The organism is Patescibacteria group bacterium (assembly GCA_024654625.1).
Classification (GTDB): Bacteria; Patescibacteriota; Minisyncoccia.
The window spans coordinates 26,527-46,064 of the sequence record JANLHB010000035.1 but is presented as its reverse complement, the minus strand read 5'-3'; the positions used below and the strand labels follow the sequence as shown (position 1 = coordinate 46,064).

Annotated in this window: 24 protein-coding genes and 1 tRNA gene; 6 read left to right on the top strand and 19 right to left on the bottom strand. The window is 38.7% G+C overall.

The features are described from left to right. Positions 1-99 precede the first annotated feature (99 nt). On the bottom strand, positions 100-1,560 hold the full coding sequence (gene zwf / locus NUV40_03945; protein ID MCR4343021.1) for a glucose-6-phosphate dehydrogenase: 1,461 nt from the start codon (positions 1,558-1,560) through the stop codon (positions 100-102). 92 nt (positions 1,561-1,652) lie between these two features. Between zwf and NUV40_03940 the strand changes: the two genes are divergently transcribed. Continuing rightward, the gene (locus NUV40_03940) at positions 1,653-2,363 is read left to right on the top strand and encodes a TIGR00730 family Rossman fold protein (protein MCR4343020.1); all 711 of its coding nucleotides are present in this window, start codon (positions 1,653-1,655) and stop codon (positions 2,361-2,363) included. Positions 2,364-2,415: 52 nt separating this feature from the next. On the opposite strand, the gene NUV40_03935 is transcribed toward NUV40_03940, so the two are convergent. From NUV40_03935 to NUV40_03885, 11 genes are all read right to left on the bottom strand, one after another. Then, positions 2,416-4,068 carry an FAD-binding oxidoreductase gene (locus tag NUV40_03935; GenBank protein MCR4343019.1) on the bottom strand — a complete coding sequence of 551 codons (1,653 nt, stop codon included), beginning with the start codon at positions 4,066-4,068 and terminating at the stop codon, positions 2,416-2,418. A gap of 26 nt (positions 4,069-4,094) precedes the next feature. Continuing rightward, positions 4,095-5,321: a copper-containing nitrite reductase gene (nirK, locus tag NUV40_03930; GenBank protein ID MCR4343018.1), complete on the bottom strand. Its 1,227-nt coding sequence runs from the start codon at positions 5,319-5,321 to the stop codon at positions 4,095-4,097. Positions 5,322-5,410: 89 nt separating this feature from the next. Continuing rightward, positions 5,411-5,740 carry a hypothetical protein gene (locus NUV40_03925; GenBank protein MCR4343017.1) on the bottom strand — a complete coding sequence of 110 codons (330 nt, stop codon included), beginning with the start codon at positions 5,738-5,740 and terminating at the stop codon, positions 5,411-5,413. A 3-nt stretch (positions 5,741-5,743) separates the two neighbouring features. Continuing rightward, the gene (locus NUV40_03920) at positions 5,744-7,195 is read right to left on the bottom strand and encodes an ATP-binding cassette domain-containing protein (protein ID MCR4343016.1); all 1,452 of its coding nucleotides are present in this window, start codon (positions 7,193-7,195) and stop codon (positions 5,744-5,746) included. A gap of 76 nt (positions 7,196-7,271) precedes the next feature. Continuing rightward, positions 7,272-8,255: a GTPase ObgE gene (gene obgE, locus NUV40_03915; GenBank protein ID MCR4343015.1), complete on the bottom strand. Its 984-nt coding sequence runs from the start codon at positions 8,253-8,255 to the stop codon at positions 7,272-7,274. Continuing rightward, positions 8,239-8,667, bottom strand: coding sequence for a hypothetical protein (locus NUV40_03910; protein MCR4343014.1), 429 nt, complete (start codon positions 8,665-8,667; stop codon positions 8,239-8,241). Before NUV40_03910 ends, obgE begins: the two co-directional genes overlap by 17 nt. A gap of 281 nt (positions 8,668-8,948) precedes the next feature. Then, on the bottom strand, positions 8,949-9,656 hold the full coding sequence (locus NUV40_03905; GenBank protein MCR4343013.1) for a DNA alkylation repair protein: 708 nt from the start codon (positions 9,654-9,656) through the stop codon (positions 8,949-8,951). A 5-nt stretch (positions 9,657-9,661) separates the two neighbouring features. Then, the gene (locus NUV40_03900; GenBank protein MCR4343012.1) at positions 9,662-9,916 is read right to left on the bottom strand and encodes a SemiSWEET family transporter; all 255 of its coding nucleotides are present in this window, start codon (positions 9,914-9,916) and stop codon (positions 9,662-9,664) included. A 7-nt stretch (positions 9,917-9,923) separates the two neighbouring features. Continuing rightward, entirely contained in the window at positions 9,924-10,517 is a 594-nt protein-coding gene (locus tag NUV40_03895; GenBank protein MCR4343011.1) for an HD domain-containing protein, read from the bottom strand. A gap of 99 nt (positions 10,518-10,616) precedes the next feature. Next, entirely contained in the window at positions 10,617-11,441 is an 825-nt protein-coding gene (locus tag NUV40_03890) for a hypothetical protein (GenBank protein MCR4343010.1), read from the bottom strand. After that, positions 11,441-11,890 carry a Gmad2 immunoglobulin-like domain-containing protein gene (locus tag NUV40_03885; GenBank protein ID MCR4343009.1) on the bottom strand — a complete coding sequence of 150 codons (450 nt, stop codon included), beginning with the start codon at positions 11,888-11,890 and terminating at the stop codon, positions 11,441-11,443. The genes NUV40_03890 and NUV40_03885 overlap by 1 nt, the downstream gene beginning before the upstream one ends. Positions 11,891-12,173: 283 nt before the next feature. Here NUV40_03885 and NUV40_03880 point away from each other — a divergent pair. From NUV40_03880 to NUV40_03860, 5 genes are all read left to right on the top strand, one after another. Further along, positions 12,174-12,244, top strand: a tRNA-Gln gene (locus NUV40_03880). A gap of 297 nt (positions 12,245-12,541) precedes the next feature. Continuing rightward, the gene (locus tag NUV40_03875) at positions 12,542-12,718 is read left to right on the top strand and encodes an ASCH domain-containing protein (protein MCR4343008.1); all 177 of its coding nucleotides are present in this window, start codon (positions 12,542-12,544) and stop codon (positions 12,716-12,718) included. A 9-nt stretch (positions 12,719-12,727) separates the two neighbouring features. Next, the gene (locus NUV40_03870; GenBank protein MCR4343007.1) at positions 12,728-12,871 is read left to right on the top strand and encodes a hypothetical protein; all 144 of its coding nucleotides are present in this window, start codon (positions 12,728-12,730) and stop codon (positions 12,869-12,871) included. Between the two features lie 10 nt (positions 12,872-12,881). Then, entirely contained in the window at positions 12,882-13,643 is a 762-nt protein-coding gene (locus NUV40_03865; protein ID MCR4343006.1) for an endonuclease/exonuclease/phosphatase family protein, read from the top strand. A 79-nt stretch (positions 13,644-13,722) separates the two neighbouring features. Beyond that, on the top strand, positions 13,723-14,367 hold the full coding sequence (locus tag NUV40_03860) for a VTT domain-containing protein (GenBank protein ID MCR4343005.1): 645 nt from the start codon (positions 13,723-13,725) through the stop codon (positions 14,365-14,367). 66 nt (positions 14,368-14,433) lie between these two features. Here the strand turns inward: NUV40_03860 and dnaX are convergent, their stop codons facing one another. From dnaX to rpsP, 7 genes are all read right to left on the bottom strand, one after another. Next, positions 14,434-15,468, bottom strand: coding sequence for a DNA polymerase III subunit gamma/tau (dnaX, locus tag NUV40_03855; protein MCR4343004.1), 1,035 nt, complete (start codon positions 15,466-15,468; stop codon positions 14,434-14,436). A 53-nt stretch (positions 15,469-15,521) separates the two neighbouring features. Next, a complete protein-coding gene (locus NUV40_03850; protein MCR4343003.1) occupies positions 15,522-16,118 on the bottom strand; it encodes a GtrA family protein in 597 nt (198 codons plus the stop codon). A gap of 106 nt (positions 16,119-16,224) precedes the next feature. Next, positions 16,225-17,190, bottom strand: coding sequence for a hypothetical protein (locus tag NUV40_03845; GenBank protein MCR4343002.1), 966 nt, complete (start codon positions 17,188-17,190; stop codon positions 16,225-16,227). Between the two features lie 94 nt (positions 17,191-17,284). After that, complete coding sequence (locus tag NUV40_03840; GenBank protein ID MCR4343001.1) at positions 17,285-17,827, bottom strand: hypothetical protein; 543 nt, start codon at positions 17,825-17,827, stop codon at positions 17,285-17,287. A 128-nt stretch (positions 17,828-17,955) separates the two neighbouring features. Then, complete coding sequence (trmD, locus tag NUV40_03835; protein ID MCR4343000.1) at positions 17,956-18,621, bottom strand: tRNA (guanosine(37)-N1)-methyltransferase TrmD; 666 nt, start codon at positions 18,619-18,621, stop codon at positions 17,956-17,958. A gap of 83 nt (positions 18,622-18,704) precedes the next feature. Continuing rightward, positions 18,705-19,013, bottom strand: coding sequence for a KH domain-containing protein (locus NUV40_03830; GenBank protein MCR4342999.1), 309 nt, complete (start codon positions 19,011-19,013; stop codon positions 18,705-18,707). A 107-nt stretch (positions 19,014-19,120) separates the two neighbouring features. Next, positions 19,121-19,480 (bottom strand): 30S ribosomal protein S16, encoded by a 360-nt coding sequence (gene rpsP / locus NUV40_03825; GenBank protein ID MCR4342998.1) that lies wholly within the window; start codon positions 19,478-19,480, stop codon positions 19,121-19,123. Positions 19,481-19,538: the final 58 nt, after the last annotated feature.

Here is a 19,538-nt window from a genome sequence, read left to right as displayed (position 1 = left end):
TCCCACATTGTTATGAATCCTTTTGTTCCGCGAAAGATATTAAATTGACGCATATTAAAGACTTAATTAAAGTCTCATATGTATCTGAACTTATTCATACTATAGATTATCAACAGAAATCATTTTATCTATATAGTCTGAATCTTCTCTGGCTTCCTCAGTATCTGGACTGTAAAACTTAAGGGGAACAATATTACTATGCCACGCATCTAAAATAACGTCAGTAAAACGCCACATAGATTGAACTTCGTCTGTGCTTACAAATAATGTCTGATCTCCAAGTATGCAATCTAAAAGCAACTTCTCGTACTCCTCCACATATTGAGCCCTCTCACCGTTTCTCCTATAAATAAAATCCAAAGTTCTTTTTTCCATTTCCATATCAAGCCCCGGTTTCTTTGACCAAAATTCTATAGATATCTTCTCTTCCGGTTCAACTGCAAAAATTATCCTGTTTTTAAAATGTATTCCCGGCGGACATAAACAAGGAGTTTTATGTTTAAAAGTTACAATAATCTCTTTTATCTGCTCTTTCATACGCTTTCCGCTCTCCATTATGACAGGCACTCCGCCGAAACGAGAACTATCAAGATAAAAAAGAATCTTGAAATAAGTTTCTGTTTCGGAATCAGGCTTTACTCCTTTTATGTCCCTATAACCTTCATACTGAGCCTTGTAAGAATAATTTTTTATATCCTCTGTTGATAAAATTTTTAATGTTTTAAGAACATCAAAACGTTTTAATCTTATTGAACTAGAGTCAAAATTTAAAGGGCTGTCCATCGTCACCAATGCCAGCATTTGAAGTAAATGATTTTGACCTACGTCACGAAGAGCTCCTATTCCATCATAAAATTCACCTCTCTCTTCTGCGCCGACTTTTTCCAGCAAGCGAATCTCAATCTTCTCTATAAAATCTTTATGCCAGCTGTCTTCAAAAAGATTGTTAGAAAATCGGAAAGTTAAAATATTCTGAAGCATCTCCTTGGCAAGATAATGGTCTATTCTATAAATCTGCTCTTCACGAAAAAGCCTTCCTAAAAGATTATCCAAATCCTTTGCCGTTTCCGAATCTTTGCCAAAAGGTTTCTCCACCAAAACCCTAGTCCACCCTTCCGCCGGAGAACAAGGTAAAGTTAGCCCGGACGATGCCAGATTCTTTAATATCATTTCATAATTTACCGGCGGAACCGAAAGATAAAAAAGCTTATTTGAACATATCCCCCACGATATATCTATATCTAAAAGATATTTTGCAATATTTTTATAATTATCTTCATCGTTAAACTGCCCCGTCTTAAATGAAAAGACGCTGAGAAAAGAATGATATATATAATCCTCTTTGACACCATGACTTCTTAATATCTCACCGACGCGATTTCTAAAATCATCATCAGAAAGAACAGCCCGCGAAACGCCTACGACTTTAAAAAGCTTAGGCAAACGATCTTTCCTATATAAGTTAAAAAGAGCGGGGGCTATTTTCTTCTTCATAAGATCGCCAGTCGCTCCAAATATTACAAACACTGTGGGAATATTTTTAGTTTCATCTATTTTCATAATTATAACAATATAATACACTACAAAATGAAAAACGCCACCAAACAGCAGGATTTTTCACTTTATAAATTATATGTTATTATATTATCCATATGGAAAATGAAAAAGAAAATAAATTTGTAAATCTACCGGACGCAAAACTGTCTAGACTGCCTCATACAAGAAAAGAATTGTTAGAAGCTTCAAAAGAAAGAATCTCTCGCATAGGTAAAGAGTTTACCGCCGGTTTTGAATTTATAAACCACTACCCGAAATCCGTGACTTTCTTCGGCTCAACAAGATTAAATAAAGACAATAAATATCATCAAAAAGCGATACACCTTGCCGAAGAGATATCAAAACTGGGATATACTGTTGTAACCGGCGGAGGTCCGGGGATAATGGAAGCGGCAAACCATGGCGCCTACAACATAGGAGGACCGTCACTCGGCTTCAATATCCAGCTTCCTTATGAGCAGGTACTTAATCCTTATGTCACCAAATCACAAAGCTTTTATTATTTCTTCAGCAGGAAAGTGGCTCTTTCATTTTCTGCTGAGGCATATCTTTACTTCCCGGGAGGATATGGCACGATGGATGAATTTTTTGAAATATTAACGCTTGTCCAAACAAATAAAATACCGAAAGTGCCGATTGTGCTTGTAGGAAGCGAATTCTGGAAACCGCTTGATAAATTTATCCGCGAACATCTCTTTGAAAAATATAAGACTATTGATAAAAGGGATTTCTCTCTCTATAAGATCATTGATGACGAGAAAGAAATTCTAAAAATTATAAAAAGGGCCCCGATGAGAGACGAGTAAACTAAAACTAAAACTAAAAAAATAATCGGTAACCGCCGATTATTTTTTTAGTTTAACGCTTTTTATCTATATGATCCATAGCATAATCAAGACTGCCTCTTACTTTCTTCTTCGGATTAAAAATGCCGTTAGGGTCGAAAATATCCTTTATCTCTTCAAATATATTACACACCTCTTTTCCGTACATCATTTTAAGATATGGGGTGCGGATTAGTCCGTCATTATGCTCGCCAGTTATAGAGCCCTTATACTTAATCACCAATTTATAAACTTCTTTTGAAAGATTCTTTATTATATTTACCGACTCCGGGTTAGAGAAATCCATAAGCGGTATAATATGGAAATTGCCGTCTCCCACATGCCCTGCAACCGTATAGATTATATCGTAACGGCTTAAAAGATTATTTAATTTAGGCAAAAATTCCGGCAATACTTCCGGTTTTACAGAAATATCTTCAATAAAAGGCGCTGTGCGCAGCTTCTTCATATGTTGCCGTAGCAAGTTGAAACTCTCTCTTCTAAATGTCCAAAATTTTTTTGCTTCTCTTTCCGTCTTTGTAACTTTAGTTTTTAAGCCAAAATTTTCTAAACTTTCCTGCGCTTCTGCCGCCTTAGCCAAAGCCTCCTTGTCAGTATCAGCGGAAAACTCCGCGATTAGCACCATCTTAGGCACTCCGCCAGTGAGAAACATAAGAAATTCAGGCAAGAGGTCAAAAGCAAGGCGAAACATATTCCCGCTAAGACGCTTTAAAATAAACGGAAAAAGTTTTATCGCCACTTTAAAAGTATGGTCGTCATAAGACTCAAAACTATCCGGCTTATATTCAAGCACTTTATTTATCACTTGCGCCAAAGGAGCCATATCTTTAAGCATTATAACAAGAAGACGAGATGATTTCCTGGGCTTTATAAGTTTTAATTTTGCCTCAGTCACTATCCCTAAAGTCCCTTGAGAGCCGACTATCAATTTAGTAAGATCAAAAATCCCTTTTTCCTTATCATATACATTCCACAGATAATATCCTGCGGAATTTTTCGCAACCTGAGGCTTAGCCCTTTGGAGTAAATCATAATTGTTATCAATAAGTTTAAACACTTTCTTATATAGTCCTCCTTCAAATGTTTTAAGTTTCTTTTTTTCTTTTAGCTTAGACAAAGTTAAAGCCGAGAAACTATATTCATTACCGTCTGACAAAATAACTTTCAATTCTTCCACATAATTTTCCATCTTTCCATAAGCCAGGGTCTTTTCTCCTCCGGAGTTGTTTGCAATCATTCCACCAATAGCGCAAAGTTCACGCGAAGCAGTATAACAAGGTAAAAGTAAATTATGTTTTAAAGTCTTTTTCTCAAACTCACGATAAAAAACGCCGGGTTCTGTAATGGCGTAATCTCTTCCAATCTTTTTTATATGGTTAAAATATTTAGTAAAACCCAAAACAATAGAATCAGAAAGCGGACCTCCTGTCATATCTGTGCCAGCTGAACGAGCAGTAAGAGAGATATTATGACCTTTTTTTCTTTCTTCTACGGCAAAATTTACCAGATTTTTTATATCTTTCATATCTTTAGGAAAGATTACAAACTCAGGACGTATTTTAAATAAGCTTGTATCACGGCTATATTCATTAAGCACTTCTTCACTGGCACAGACATCACCGCGAACAAATTTTTTTATTTGTTTTAAACACTCTTTATAATCCATTTTAATTGATGTTTGAGACGAAGATGTTAATGTCCACGCTGAGTATCATCATAATCCCCGTTAAATATCTCAGGATTATTTTCTCCGGAGACATTTAAGAAGCCCCATAGCCCTCGGTCTAAGCGAGACAAAGCATGATCTACAAGAATAAATTTGCCGGGAACCTGTAAATCAAATTCTGTAATAACTGCGCCACCTGCCGGCACAAGAGTTGTCTGAATATTATTATGAGGCAGAGATCCTATTGCCCCTTCAGGATAGACACGGTCAAATATTTCACCGATGACATGAAACGATGAAGTGAGATTAACCCCGCCATTACCGACAAATAATCTTACAGTATCTCCTACCTCGGCATTCATATTATCAATCAGCGATTTAGTCTTACCATTGAAAACAATATACTGAGGACGGCTATCTATCATCGCCTTGCCGTCAAAAATCTGCAAACCCCTCTTGCCAAGAGCGCCACTTGTATAAAACTCCCCTTGCATTACATAAAACTCTTTATCAACTAAAGGCAGTCCCTCCTCCGGCTCTACCAAGATTAGTCCGTACATTCCATGAGTCATATGACTTGGCACATTAGCCGTAGCGCAATGATACACATATAACCCGGGATTTAAGGCTTTAAAAACCATTGTTTTTGATTCTCCCGGAGCGACATCTGTAAGAGTAGCTCCCCCGCCTGGACCAGTGACAGCATGAAGGTCTATATTATGATGGTGAAGACTTGATAAATTATTCTTAAGAGTCAACTCCACTGTATCTCCTTGTTTTACGCGAAGAAAGGGACCTGGTATTTTACCATCAAAAGTCCAGTAATTCATAACAATACCGGGAGCCATCTCGGCAATAACCTCCTTTGTCTCCAAATTGATTTTTACTGCCTCCGGCTCTGTCCGAATTATCGGAGGGGGAATATCATTCGGGTCGCGAGCGATATCTGAAACATGCTCCATATTATCAATCTCTTTGAAGAATTTTATTACATTGCCAAGCGGCAACACGGGCCCGTCTGCCGGACCAAATGAAGTAAGAGAAAATGGATATTGTATAGAGTTGGGAAGCCCTTGCGGCACATAAAGAAAAATAAATGCCCCGAAAAATATTATAAAAAGAAGTATCGCATCCCTAAGCGAATGGAGCTTTCTTAAAACTAAAAATAAAAATATCCCCGCAACGAGGATCACAATAAAAAGGCCGAAACCTTGAATGATTACAAATCTTATAAGAGTCAATATTTCCCACATAATATTTTTATTATACAATAATTAAAATATATGCAAAATAAAAATGTGTATAAGTTAGAAATACTGAAAACTTCACCTAGTTTACAAGATTACCCTACTTTTGAACCCTCAAGTATATTATCTTGAGTCTCAAGTAAAGAAAAGTTGTTATCCCCCGAGATGACTGCCAGTACCATGCCATTACTTTCCACCCCGCGGATGACTCTAGGCTCAAGGTTAGTGACAAAAGCGCATTTTTTACCAACTAGCACCTGCTCGTTCGGGTGATGCAAAGCAATACCCGAAACAATTGTCCTCGACTCTTCTTCTCCAAAATCAACTGACAACTTCAAAAGTTTATCTGTGTCAGGGATTTTCTCCGCAGATAAAATTTTCCCTATCTTAATATCTATTTTTTTAAAATCTTCGTAAGTCGCCATAAATTATTTACTTAAGTCTAATGTCTCGTCAATCCTAATCTGACTCACAAACTCGGGTACGTGACTTACCAACACCATCGCTCCTTCATACCTGTTTAATGCATTCGCAATAACAGGTATATGCCTAAAGTTAATGTGGTTAGTAGGCTCATCAAGGATAAGAAGACCGGGTTTTTGTAAGACAAGCTGAGCGAAAGCGACTAATCCTTTCTGTCCCTCAGATAACCTGCCAATCTTCACATTTATAATATCATCTCCAATAAGGAAACCGGAGGCAACCGCGCGCAGATTTTCTTCAACCACTTTTTCCATCACGCTTGCGAGCGCCTCATATACGGTATCCTCAAAGTTGAGGGTGGAAAAATCCTGTCTATAATAGCCGACTTTTACACCTTGCATAATCTTAGCGCCTTTCGCTTTCCATGAAGCGATAACTTCAAGCAAAGTACTCTTGCCTATGCCATTAGGCCCCGTCAATAATAGATGCTGATTCTTTTTTAGAGAAATCTTGGCTTTGTGTTCTGCGGGTTTATGATTCTTTATGACATTATACGACGATATATTTAAAATCTCTCCTACAATATCAGGCTGACAAGGAATCGCAAATGAACGAATAGTCCTATCTTCTTTTCTTACATCCACCTTAGCCTCTTCCATTTCTTCGGCCTTCTCTCTCATCTTTTTAGCAACCAATCTCATCTGTCCGCCTTTATTAGCGAAGAAATTCGCCTTATCTTTATTCTCTTGTATCTCTTTTGCCAGTTGCGCGTTCTTCTTATTCTCTTTTTCAATTTTTGCGGATATCTCTGCCACTAAATCAAAATAATTTCCAACATACTGTTCAACCTTGCGAGTGAAAACATCTAGGTACAAAACTCCATGGGTGAAAGCATTTAAGAAGTCGGCGTCATGGGAGATGACGATACAGGTCTTCTTATAATCAATCAAAAATTTTGTTAAGTGGGCAATCCCTTCTTTATCTAAATTATTAGTAGGTTCGTCTAAGAGAAGTATGTCCGGGTTTTGGATCAAAGCCCCCGCCATAAGAAGGCGAGCCTGTTGTCCGCCGGAAAAAGACTTAACAATACGCTTATGCGGAATGTTTAAATTAACCACATCGAGAACAGCGTCAATCCTCGGGTCGATGTCATACACTTTCTCTTGGAAGCGTTTTTCAAAAAATTCTCTTATCGTCAAATCCATCTCTTCGCGCGGGATAACTTGCTTAGAAGAAGCGATACTAACTCTTGGCGCAATATGAATAGAACCCGACTCAGGCTTAAGTTCGCCTTCAACAAGCCGGAAGATTGTACTCTTACCAGCTCCATTTTGCCCCATTAGTGTAATCTTTGACCCTCTTCTAATAGGAAAGCTCACCTCATCTAAGATGGGGTTATTATGCCCGTATTCAAAGGACACATCATCAAATCTAATTATAACTTCATTTTTTGCCATTGTTTTTTATATTAGTTAATGCCATATAATAACACGCATTGTTAAAAATGACAAGTGGATATTCCTAATTTACGTATTACGAGTTTTCTTTTTCTGAAACTTCTTTAAGAAGAGTCTCCTTTAATTCTTTAACTTTATCATCATCGTATAAAGAAACGGTAAAAACTTTCGGATTGATTTTCTTCATTTTTGCGATAATTTTTTTAATATAAACCGAGTCGTTTATAATGTCTGTTTTTGTAAGAACTACTACTTCTTTTTTAGTCATAAGTTCAGGGTCATACTCCTTAAGTTCTTTTCTGACTGTTTGATATGTTTTCACAGGATTATCATTCTCAAGCGAAATCAAATGAACTAGCATTTTTGTGCGCTTAATATGCCGCAAGAATTTATGCCCAAGCCCCTTGCCTAAAGAAGCTCCCTCAATAAGACCGGGGATATCTGAAATAATATAACCGAAACACTCGCCGAGATTTGGCTCAAGCGTAGTAAATGGATAATCCCCAATCTTCCCCTTGGCAGATGTTAAAGAATTTAAAAGGCTTGTTTTGCCCGCGTTCGGCAAGCCTATAAGCCCGATATCGGCAATAAGTTCAATCTCTATGAAAAAATCAGCTTCTTCGCCCTGTTTACCCGGTGTCCAATTCTTAGGACTGCGGTTTACGGAACTTTTGTAAACTTCATTGCCCTTGCCACCATTACCGCCCTTAAGCAGGAGAACCTTCTCACCCTCCTCTTGTAGGGATATCTTTTTACCAGTCTTCAAATTCGTAATTATAGAGCCGACAGGGAGAAGTATCTCCAAGTCTTTACCGGCCACACCAAAGAGACTATCACTTCCACCATCTTGTCCGCGCTCGGCTTTAAACTCTTTCTTAGCTCTATAGCGAGAGAGTATATGCACGTCACGAATAGCTACCGCATACACGGAACCGCCTCTTCCGCCGTTTCCACCGGCAGGACCAGCAAACTCTTTTCCCTTCTCATGCCTCCACCGGACAACACCGTCACCGCCACGCCCAGCCTCCATGTGGATTTTCATCTCATCTATAAATGCCATTTTGTTTTCCTGTTTCTTTTTTAATAATTCTCCAGTGGTAAATATATAGAGGCAAACCTATCAGTATCAAAGCCAAGTTTAAGGAAGCGTCTCTATGCCTCCTGGCAGATACCGGGTCAATCTCCGCCCTCTCTTTTTCCCAGTTTTTATAGTTTACCAACCATTGCTTTATCTCTGCTTTTTCTTGTTCTGAGAATTCCGCCGCATCTTCTGACTTCTCAAGACGCTCCGTGGGGTAAGGCGCGTAAAATGGCTGCCTGCTCATAATCCTCTGCTCCTGATCCGCTTTAGTAAAGATGAAAGTCTTAAGCCCCATGTCCACGAAGCGTACTCCGCCGACAACAAGAAGCGCCAAGCCAAGGAGCGTAAAAAGATAAAGATAGATTGTCCTGACAAAAGGATAATGATTCATAGTAAATATTATAGCTTATTTCTTAAATTGCGCCATATAAACGGCTCAATTCGCCGCGGCGAATTGAGCCGTTTAGACAAGTATACATTTTGATGCGGTCGCATCATTTTGTATACATTAATAATCCACAAAATTTTTATTCTTTTGAGGATTAATTATAAATAAATGAGTGCTTGAGTAGAAAAATTCTGGGCTCCTCGCGGAGCAAGGGATAATTTTTCACGAATATAACGAATATTATTTATTTAAGACGAGAACGGATAAAAATCTTGTGGATTGATTTAACTAGCCGACTTCTTTAGATACGCTTGCCTCTTTTTCTCCGGGAACCGCTCTATCGCATAGCGAAGCATGGTGCGGGGCATCTTTTTATAATGTTTTCTCAAGAAACTTTCTTCGCTCTCAAGTGAACGCTTCCCCGCCTCTCGGAGCATCCAACCTACGGCCTTATGAATGAGGTCATGGTCATCTTCTAAAAGGATCTCTGCTATCTTAAGAGTATCTCTAAACTCATCATTTTTTATAAAATTAAAAGTCGCGACAATCGCAATTCTTCTCTCCCAAAGATTCTTTGACTTAGCTAACTTATGTAGGACCTCTCTATCTTTCATGTTAGACAAATATGCCCCGACTATCTTGTCTGCCGACAAGTCAACCAGATCCCAATTATTTATAAAACGAGTATTCTTCAGATAAAAGTTAAAGATCTTTTTCATCTCGCCTTCATCACCTTCTTTAAAATTATGAACGAGGACAAGAAGCGCCACGAATCTTTCCTCGTGGATTTTTGATTTTAGAAGCTCACTTATTTCCGGAAAGCTCAACTTCTCATACCTAACGGCAATCTTCCTTGATTCCGGCACCGTCACACCGAGAAAAACATCCCCTTCTCCATACTGCCCCACTCCGGTCTTAAAGAAGCCCTGAAGCACTTTCGCTTTATCCGAGTCGGCTTTATTCCTTAGATCTTTTTTGAGCTTTTTAAGCATAAAGATTATCGTTTCCGATAATATAATGCGAGAGCTAAAACAGACCAAGAACCAAACACGCCTATTGCAAAACTAAACACGATAGGCAAATCTTTCAGATAAATACCGTATAATACCCAAATAAAAGTCCCAGTGCTAAAGATAATATAAGTTAGAATAGAAATATCTCCTGCAAATTTATTTTTATAAATCTTATATGCTTGAGGGAAATAACCAACAGACATAAGCACATCTATCAACGTTACTATTGTTTCTATCATAAATTAATTAATTTTTATTCCTGTTCACCCACCAGCCATCATCCTTGTCACCAAACCACCAATCATCTGAATCCGTTTTAACTATAACTTCAGCAAGCATCTTTGCTTCTTCAGTAAGAAATCTTTTAATAAGTGAAGGTATCCATGTCTTTGCTCTCTCATTGCCTATATCCACCTGTTCTTTTAGAGAAAGAAGGAGTTCTAATATATCAGCATCTTTGGCTAATTTCGCCTCTTTTGTTTCCCTGTCTTCATATTCTTTTATTGTCTCTTTTATCTCTTCTCCAAATGGCAATGGCTTCGTCAAATCTTTTAATGCTTCGTCTTCTTTACTTTCAATGTATTTTTGATGGACATAATTCAAATCTGAAATTCTTGTCTCGGCTAAATCATGAAATAGACACATTTTCATCACCTTAGAAGCATCTATACTCTTATCCATTGAAGCAAGAACGAATCCTATATAAGACACCCTATTTATATGCTCTGCCACACTCTGCTCTCCACTACCTAAAAAGAAAAAACCGCTTCTAGGCGTTTTGGCAAGCATACCAACTTCAAATAAGAAATTTGTTATATTCCCCAGATCCTTATTATTCATGTTTTTTATTATAACATAGCACCCCCTGAACGGCTCGACAGGATTGAGCCGTTCAGGGGGAAATAAACAATGTCAACCTGCCACGTTGACATTGTTTTTTTATCGTATACCCGTATCACAAGAAAGATTAACTTCCGACAAGACGGAAGGCTTGATAGTGACAGCCTGCTCAGAGCACCTCGGAAACATCTTCCCGCTCTTGGGTATCAAGACATAATCTCCCGGAGGGAGCATCACTTTATAATTGCCATCCTTATCACTCTCTATCGACGAGAAAAAATTGTCATTCCCTGTGCTAAATACATTAATGATGACAGCGTAAAGCTTGTCATTACAACTATCATCTCCTTCACGGACCACAGGACAAATAGGTCCAAGTAGCACCTTACCCACGACACCGGAATCAAACGGTAAGATATTGTTGACCTCATCTGTCTCATCATCAATAAGCTCGTTGCTGTTGTCTGTGTCGGCATCATTTTCTACTTCATCTGAGAATATGCGTCTTATAATCTCATTAACCGACGACTCGTCTATGACATCAATCCCCATTCTCTTGGACAGATTCATCAATAGCGTTTTATAACCGTCGTCTGACACCGTCTTTTCTGCTGATGTGAAAGGCTGACCTTTTGTCCTCTCATAATGAAGATTTTCTCCATCGAAAGTATAGATCCCTTCAAGCGAGGCGACACCGTCAAAGTCGGCCTGAGTGAGGCTGGGAAAAGCAGTTAGGAGTAGGAAAGAATCAAAGCCTTCAATGGGTTGCCCTACTCTCGCGATACCCTCTTCCCATAGTTCAATTTTAAATTTCTTATAGATCAAATCACCTGACACACCACGGTCTTTCTCGCCTTGAAGTAGTGATAACAGGCCAAGGATAACCACTACTAATATTAATATTAAAAATATTTTTTTCATCATTATCTAAAATAAATTGTCATCTCCAGAGCATCGTCGTGCTCCGGAAGTCCGGAAGGGTTATCTTTCTTCAATATCAATGCTCCTCTATTAGAAAACTCGCCGATAAACTCCGGTTCTTCAAACTCAAGCACCCCTCTAAACGGCACAAAATCCTCCGTCATCCATTCATCAAGAGCTGTGGCATAACTCTGAGCGATAATCCTGCCGTCCCAGTCAGTAAGGACAAGAGGGAAAGTTGCCTCAAAGAACCAGTACCCTCTCGCCTCCCCCTCCACTATAAGCGGGCTTGTTATAACCTGTTCCGGTAAAGGAGTGGTGACGCGGATGATGCCCTCTTTCTCAGCCATACTCGTCATATCCATCGGAGCTTCAGCCGAAGGACTGCTCCAGAAATAGAGTCCTATCAAACTGGCGATTAGTATTAAGATTATAACAATAATCTTCTTCATACTTACATTATGCTCCTTTACACTCCACCCCGCAAGACAAGCATACTCTCCGCTCAAACTACAGCACCTCGATGTATACATTTTGCAACGACCGCTTCATTTTATATACATTTGTATTTTAATTATTTGCTTATCTATAAAAATGAGAAATAATGTGCATCCGCCGCGGCGGATGCACATTATTGCATTATTGATGAATTCAGCGATTTAAAAATTGTTTTTTGCTAAAATTATGTTATAAATTAAGAATCCTGATATCAAACTAAGTTTGATACGGATAAATTGCCGGATCGTCTAATGGTAGGACATCGCCCTTTGAAGGCGAGTATCTTGGTTCGAATCCAAGTCCGGCAGTAAAGGACGAAGCAAGGCGAAGTGCTTTGCTGCCGGACTAGAAAAGCGCCTGCGCGCTTTTCATTGGATTCGAACCGCCGGAGCGATGTTGAGAGCGCAAAACCCGCGCGAACAACCGCGAGGCGCGTCCAGCGTTCTTATGAATATAATGAATTAGAAAAAGCGGGATCAATCCAAGTCCGGCAGTTTGGAACGGTAGTAAAAAACCTACGGACGTCGCACGTCCGTAGGTGCACGTCCGTAGGTGACGTCCGGATTTAATAAATGAGGATATAAAATAAAAATAAATCTAAAACCATGGGAAACAAAGTAATCAAGTTTAGAGATAGTTTGGCAAAGCTGATTCTAGCCGGTGAAAAAGATCTTACTTGGCGACTTTTTGATGATAAGAATTTTCAAAAAGGAGATGTCATAGATCTTATGAATTGGAATACTAAAGAAATATTTGGCAATGCAAAACTTACCGATGTATAGGAAAAGAAAATGAGCGAGCTGGAAGAAGCTGACTTTGACGGACATGAGAAATTTTCAAGCGAAGAAGAGATGTACCAAACATACAGAACATACTACGGAGACAAGGTCGGACCGGATACGATTGTAAAGATTATCCGTTTCAAGCTTCAGTAAAAATCTCATAATGAAATTAATTACATTAAACACATGGGGAGGAAAAGCCGGAAAAGAAAAGTTTTTAGACTTCTTTAAAAAATATAAAGACGTTGATATTTTTTGCCTACAGGAAATGTGGCTTCGTCCTCATAACTTCGGGCAACGTAAAGCCGGTGGCGTTGATTTAGTTTATGAACAACTGATGACTAAAGGAGTGCAAGAGATAGCAGGGGTCTTATCCGGACATACATCCTATTTCCATCCTCACCTTGCCGTCAACTACGGCCTCCAAATCCTCATAAAGAAAAATTTAAAAGTAATTGAAGATGGAGATATATTCGTATATAAACATAGAGGTTACGTCCCCGAAGGAGACCTTGGTACACACGCGCGCAATATCCAGTATGTAACACTGGAGACCGATGGCAGACTGATTACTATAATAAACTTCCACGGGCTATGGAACGGCCAAGGAAAAGATGATAGTGAAGACAGAATAAATCAATCAAAAAATATATTAGAATTTGTAAGCGGTCTCTCGGGCGACTTTATACTCTGCGGTGATTTCAATCTCCTTCCTGGGACCAAGAGTCTTAGAATGTTCGATGAGCACGGTCTCAGAAATCTGATCAAGGAACACAACATCATCTCTACAAGAACATCTTTTTATACTAAACCGATAAAGTATGCTGACTATGTATTTATAACTAATGGAATAGACGCGAAGGAATTTAAAGTATTACCGGAAGAGGTATCAGACCACTCGGCGCTTTTACTAGAGTTTAATTAGAGCCCTCTATCAAAGTGACACCTTGATATTATGATCCTAAACATGGCGCGCTGTAACCACATCGTGATAAACTATGACTATGTATAAACGATTACTGATTATAATTGGGATTGTCGCTGTTGCCGTGATTTTGTTTTGGTATTTTAGCGCAGTGCAAGAAGCCTTCTATGACACAGCTATATTTTTTGAAAGATATGTCAGGCAAAACGAATTATTGGGATTTTTTATTTTCTTATTGATCGCTATTTTGTCAGCGCTTTTAAGTCCACTTACTAATATACCGCTTATACCTGTCGCGGTGGCTCTCTGGGGGGTAGCACCCACTATGATAATTCTTTTTATAGGATGGATTATTGGGGATATCATAGCGTATTATGCGGGAAGACATATCGGCGGACCATTATTTCGTTATATTATTTCCATTAAACGTTTTGATAAGTGGGTTGTAGAAATACAAAAGCATACTCGCTTTTATATGTTACTCTTACTTCGCATTGCATTACCAGCCGAGCTTGGATACGCGTTTGGCATTATGCGTTATCCTTTTGCGAAATATATGGCTATTACATTCTTAGCTGAAATTCCATTTGTCCTTATCACCACATACGCAAGTGAGGCTATTTTAGCTGGTGAACGCCTAAAATTTTTCAGCCTTATTGCAGTTTTAATAGCTGTTTTTCTAGTGGCAATGCACATTGTGCGAGAAAGAAAAACTACAGAGTAAGAGCACAAAATAAGTAAACCTCTACTTGGAGGCCTCATCTCCAAGTGAGATAAAACACAGATTAAGTTAAGCGGATATTTTTACAAGAGCAAGTTCCAGAGGAAGATCCGGTAAGTAACTACTGCCAAGTGAATCATAAGAGCCGAGAAGGATATTAAGCGCTCTGGCAAGCGACTCTATAGATACACTTTCATCATTTTTATAATTTTCCAAAAATTTAAACTCGCTCTCCCCTAGCATATCTTCCAGTTTTCCAACTATAGTCTTATCTATCTTCATAAGTAAGATAAACTGCAAATCACGCAATACTAATTTTAAGAAAATTTTTACATCAAGACCGGCCTCTTTCATCTTCCTTATCGGCTCTATGCCTTTTTCAGTGTCTTTCTTTAAAATAGCTATTATGAAATCCTCTATGAGCTCCTTTTGTGGCACAGCAAGAAATCTTCTCACTTCATTGCCTTTAATCTCATTGCCGTTTATGCCGGAGATAATCTGATCTAAGAGTGACTGCGCATCGCGGAAAGAACCGTCAGAGAGAAGAGCCACGAGTCCTGCGGACTCGTCATCTATCGTGAACCCTTCTTTCTTGGCGATATTGATAATAGACTTTTGAATGATGCTTTCCGGCAGTTTACGGAATTGAAAGCTCTGGCAACGAGATATTATAGTCACTGGCACTTTATCAAGTTCTGTAGTAGCAAGAATAAAGATAGCATGAGCCGGAGGCTCTTCAAGTGTCTTCAAAAGCGCATTAAAAGCTTCTTTAGTGAGCATGTGGACCTCGTCTATGATGTAGACCTTATACGGCGACTCGAGCGGAGAAAGGCGCACTGCCTCTCTCAAGGCTCTTATTTCATCTATACCCCTGCTTGAAGCGGCGTCTATCTCAATGACGTCATTTAATGATGCACCTGCTTCACTTGCTAAGATACGAGCCACACTCGTCTTTCCCGAGCCTCTCGGCCCGGCAAAAAGATACGCGTGGGAGATGCGCTTAAGCTTCACCGCGTTTTGTAAAATGTTTACAATGTGATCTTGACCCAAGACTTCAGCAAACTTCTTAGGTCTGTATTTCCTATATAAAACTGCGCTTTCCATTAAATAACAGTATAACTTAAACTCCGCTTATTTTCAAAAAATCCGCGAAGAAATTACTTCTTAAACACTAGAAATTTAAAAGCGTAAAAATTCCAAGCCATAGAAGCAATAGTGGCGAAGACTTTCGCCGTGTTCTCAAGCAGGGGGCCGTCCACACCGCCAGGAAGGCGGGTGAAGGTCGTGATAAAATAGACGACAGTAGTGTTTATAAGAAGTCCTGTGAAGCCGGCAATGGCAAAATAGATAAACTCTCTCATATGAGCTTTTTCTTCCGATCCGAAAGTCCAATACTTATTCCAAAAATATCCGTTAGTCGTGGAGAAGATAGCGGCGACTGAGTTAAGCACTATTATATAACCACCCGAATAAATACCCGTCATAAGACTGAGCAAGTTTAAAACGCCGAAATCTATCATTGTATTCAAGAAGCCGACTGAGGCGTATTTTGAAAACTGGTATATCCACACAAACCTCCTGGCAAAAAATGAAGATATATAAACCCCGATAATAAAAGATAACGGCACTCCGACAATAAAGAATGTTCTTATGTATCGGAAGTCTATTCTTAAGTTCTTCAATATTGGCAAAGATAAAATGCCGGTCAGTATGCCGGCGATTATAGTTAATGTAAAATCTCTCCTTGTAAACATCTTAATAAGCCTGACCTAAAGTAGCCATAATTAAAAGTCCAACGATAATAATGAGGGTAAAACCAAGAGAAAATTTCCAAAAATTTTTATTAAAGATACTCATAAATTATTTAATAATGTTTTTAAATTCTTCTATCAAAGGCACCTGACCAGAAACCACCTTATATTCTCCGGCCAGATACACACTTGCCCAATAAGCGACGATAATGGCAGAAAATATTTTATGAAGAGCGATTCCCCTTTCAAGCTCCAGTGTCGTCATACTCATATGTCCGAGGAGCTTCGCTGTAGTTTCCATTCTCTTCACTACTCTTGGGTGATCATTGTTGTCTTTTAAGAATATAACATGAAATTTTTCTGAGAGCTCACCCGACAAGCTGTTTGTCTTCACATCGAAGCCTTCCATCTCGTTGTGATTTAACTCCGGAAAAAGATTATAGAAAGAAGGGATCTTCACACTTTCATTAAATGTAATCTTGTAGATATAAGCGATGGCGCTATTTTCGGCAGAGGCATACACAAGCGGAATGCTCCCATTAAGTCTTTCGGCCAGGCTCTTCCCTGTCTCCCTAAGACCTTTAATGTCTAAAGAAGCGACCAAGCTCCTCGCCTCTTCTAACTTACTGCCGTCACCGATAAGCTTCAACAAGGCGATTATACTATAACCAAGCGCCATCCTCGGCGGGATATCTTCCTTGGGTAACTCTATGTACGGAAGATTATTTTCTTTAGCAAGTGAGAGCAATTTACCGCCACTTGAGATGACGGCCACACTGAGATTTTTATTTATAGCGCCAAGAAGAGAGCTCACCGCCTCCTCCGTATTACCTGAGTAAGAAGTTACTATCACTAATCTTTCTTTCATTCTCTCGCCAGACATTTCCGGCAGGCCATAATTATTGTGGATTACCAAATCCAAGGTTGGATATGCCTGTCTTAATATATCAGCCGATAGATGAGAGCCACCCATACCGCAGACTATATATCTATCTTTCTGCTTGAAATTATCTATATTTATAATCTCGGGATTAAATTCAAATTGCTTGGGAAAATTTTTTATTATTTCATCCATTATTAAATTATACCAAAACCCGCCGATAAGGGCGAGTTTTGCAAGATTAAATTTAAAATTATTTAATAATTTTTTCTTTCTTATTATTTCTATATTATTGAACTAAATAGCCTAAAAATGTGCATGATGCATTTATTCTAGGATTACCGTCCATTCCCCTAGAACAACCAGAAGAATAATAATAACAAGAAGCTCCAGTTGTAAGTTGACCATTACAAGTATTACGACAACTACTAACCCCTAATGTGGGACATTGATATATCTTAGAACTTTTCACCTGCTCATTATCCACATTATCAGCAAACCCTGCAGGTTTATTAATCATGGTATTCCAATTTGCAACACCACCACTTGGCCAACTGGTCATATAAACACCGCCGAGAGTGATTCCTTTGCCGTTTGCCACTTCTAAATCTCCACCAAAATATCCTCCTCCGGAAGAGCCGATAAAATTATCTGACCATAAAGAACCTGTCTTTGTCTGACTCACTCCGCTCACGTTTATCGGCGCCGCAACATTACCACTTGGCGGATTAGAAGTTGGCGCGGTCCAGGCGAAAGCGTAGCTTAAGCCGACGGCAACCATAAGACCTAGGGCTACTATTTTTAAAGATTGGATTATATTTTCTTTTTTCATATTGTTTTTATTTTACTTTACATAATATATAAACAAAAGAAATATTGGGGATAAGTCACTTAGCGGTTTAACCGCCAAGTGATGCCCGAAGCAAAACAAGGTGTTGTGGCGGTTGAACCGCCAAATATTTACACTGTATATTTTTTTCTCCATTCTTCTATCTTTTTATGGTTACCAGATAGAAGGATTTTGGGCACTTTATAATTCTTATCTTTAAACTTCACTATCTCCGGTCGAGTGTAAACCGGTATGCCGAGCCCTCTTTCATCCTCAAGAGACTTATCACTCCCAAGCACTCCTTTAACTTGTCGAGATATAGAATCAATAAGCACCATCGCTGGAAGCTCCCCGCCTGTTAATACATAAGGGCCGACAGAAACTTCTTCCGCTTTAAATATCTTTTTCACTCGAGCGTCAATCCCTTCGTATCGTCCAGCGATCAAGATGATATCCTTATACTTCTTTGAAAAGTCTCGGGCCAACTTTTGATTAAACTGTTTACCGACTGGTGAAAATAAAACGATTTTTGTTTTATCTTTTATTTTTGATTTTTGATTTTTGATTTTTAAAATTGAATCAATCGCCCTAACAATTGGTTCAATTTTGAACACCATACCGGGCCCGCCGCCATAAGGCTTAGCATCTACTTTCTTATGTTTATCTTTACTGAATTTCCTTAAATCATATACCTTTATCTTAATCAGTTTGTTTTTCTGAGCGCGCTTTAAGATGGACTCATTAAGATATGAATCTAAAATATCCGGAAAAATTGTAATTATATGAAAGGTTGTCATTGTATATCATTTTACCATAAGAAAAACCGTCCGTCCGCCAGCTGGCGGACGGACGGTTTTTGTATTTAATAGAATTTAAAAGATTAGATCTTCAAATCGTCTATGGCCTCATCAACACTTCTTGAAACGCTTGACCTCGTGCTTCCCTCCGGCTCTTCAATCTTTAAGTTAACACGGGCATTGTTCTTCATACCCACAACCCTAAGAAGAGTCCTGATGGCTTTCGCAGTATTTCCGCTTCTACCGATTATTTTTCCCATATCGGCAGGGTCAGTCTTAAGTGTAATAAGAACACCCATCTCGTCAACTTTCCTATCTACCTTAACGGCATCTGGATTGTCAACAAGCGACTTAACAACGTATTCAAGAAATTCCTGATCTGTATTTTTCATTTTATTCTGAAACTTTATCTTATCTTATAAATGAGTAGCTATCGACCAACCGCGCTACCTGTTTAAACACATAATACACGGACTCTATATTTAAAGTCAAATTTTTATTATTCTGTAACTTTAGTCTCTTCTTCTTTAACCTCAGTAGCTACGCCTTCTTCTTTTGCTTCTTTAACGACGACTGACTCTTTCTCAGCAACTTTGATAGTTGGACGAACATCTCTCTTCTTCCCATCAACTATCTTTAAATTAACAAGTAGATTATAAACTGTATCTGAAACTTGAGCGCCTTTGGACATCCATTCTTTTATTTTATCGGCATTTAATTTTGAATTATTGCGACGAGGGTCATAAGTTCCTAAAAGCTCTTTTTCTCCTTTGCTAGCCGCTTTCCTTGAGTCAGTAAGAACAACCCTAAAACTCGGGTCATGTTTCCTTCCTACTCGTTTTAATCTTATTTTAAGCATTGAAACATCTTACCAAAAAAGGCTTTTTTGGTCAATCCGCCACGGCGGATTTCAAAAA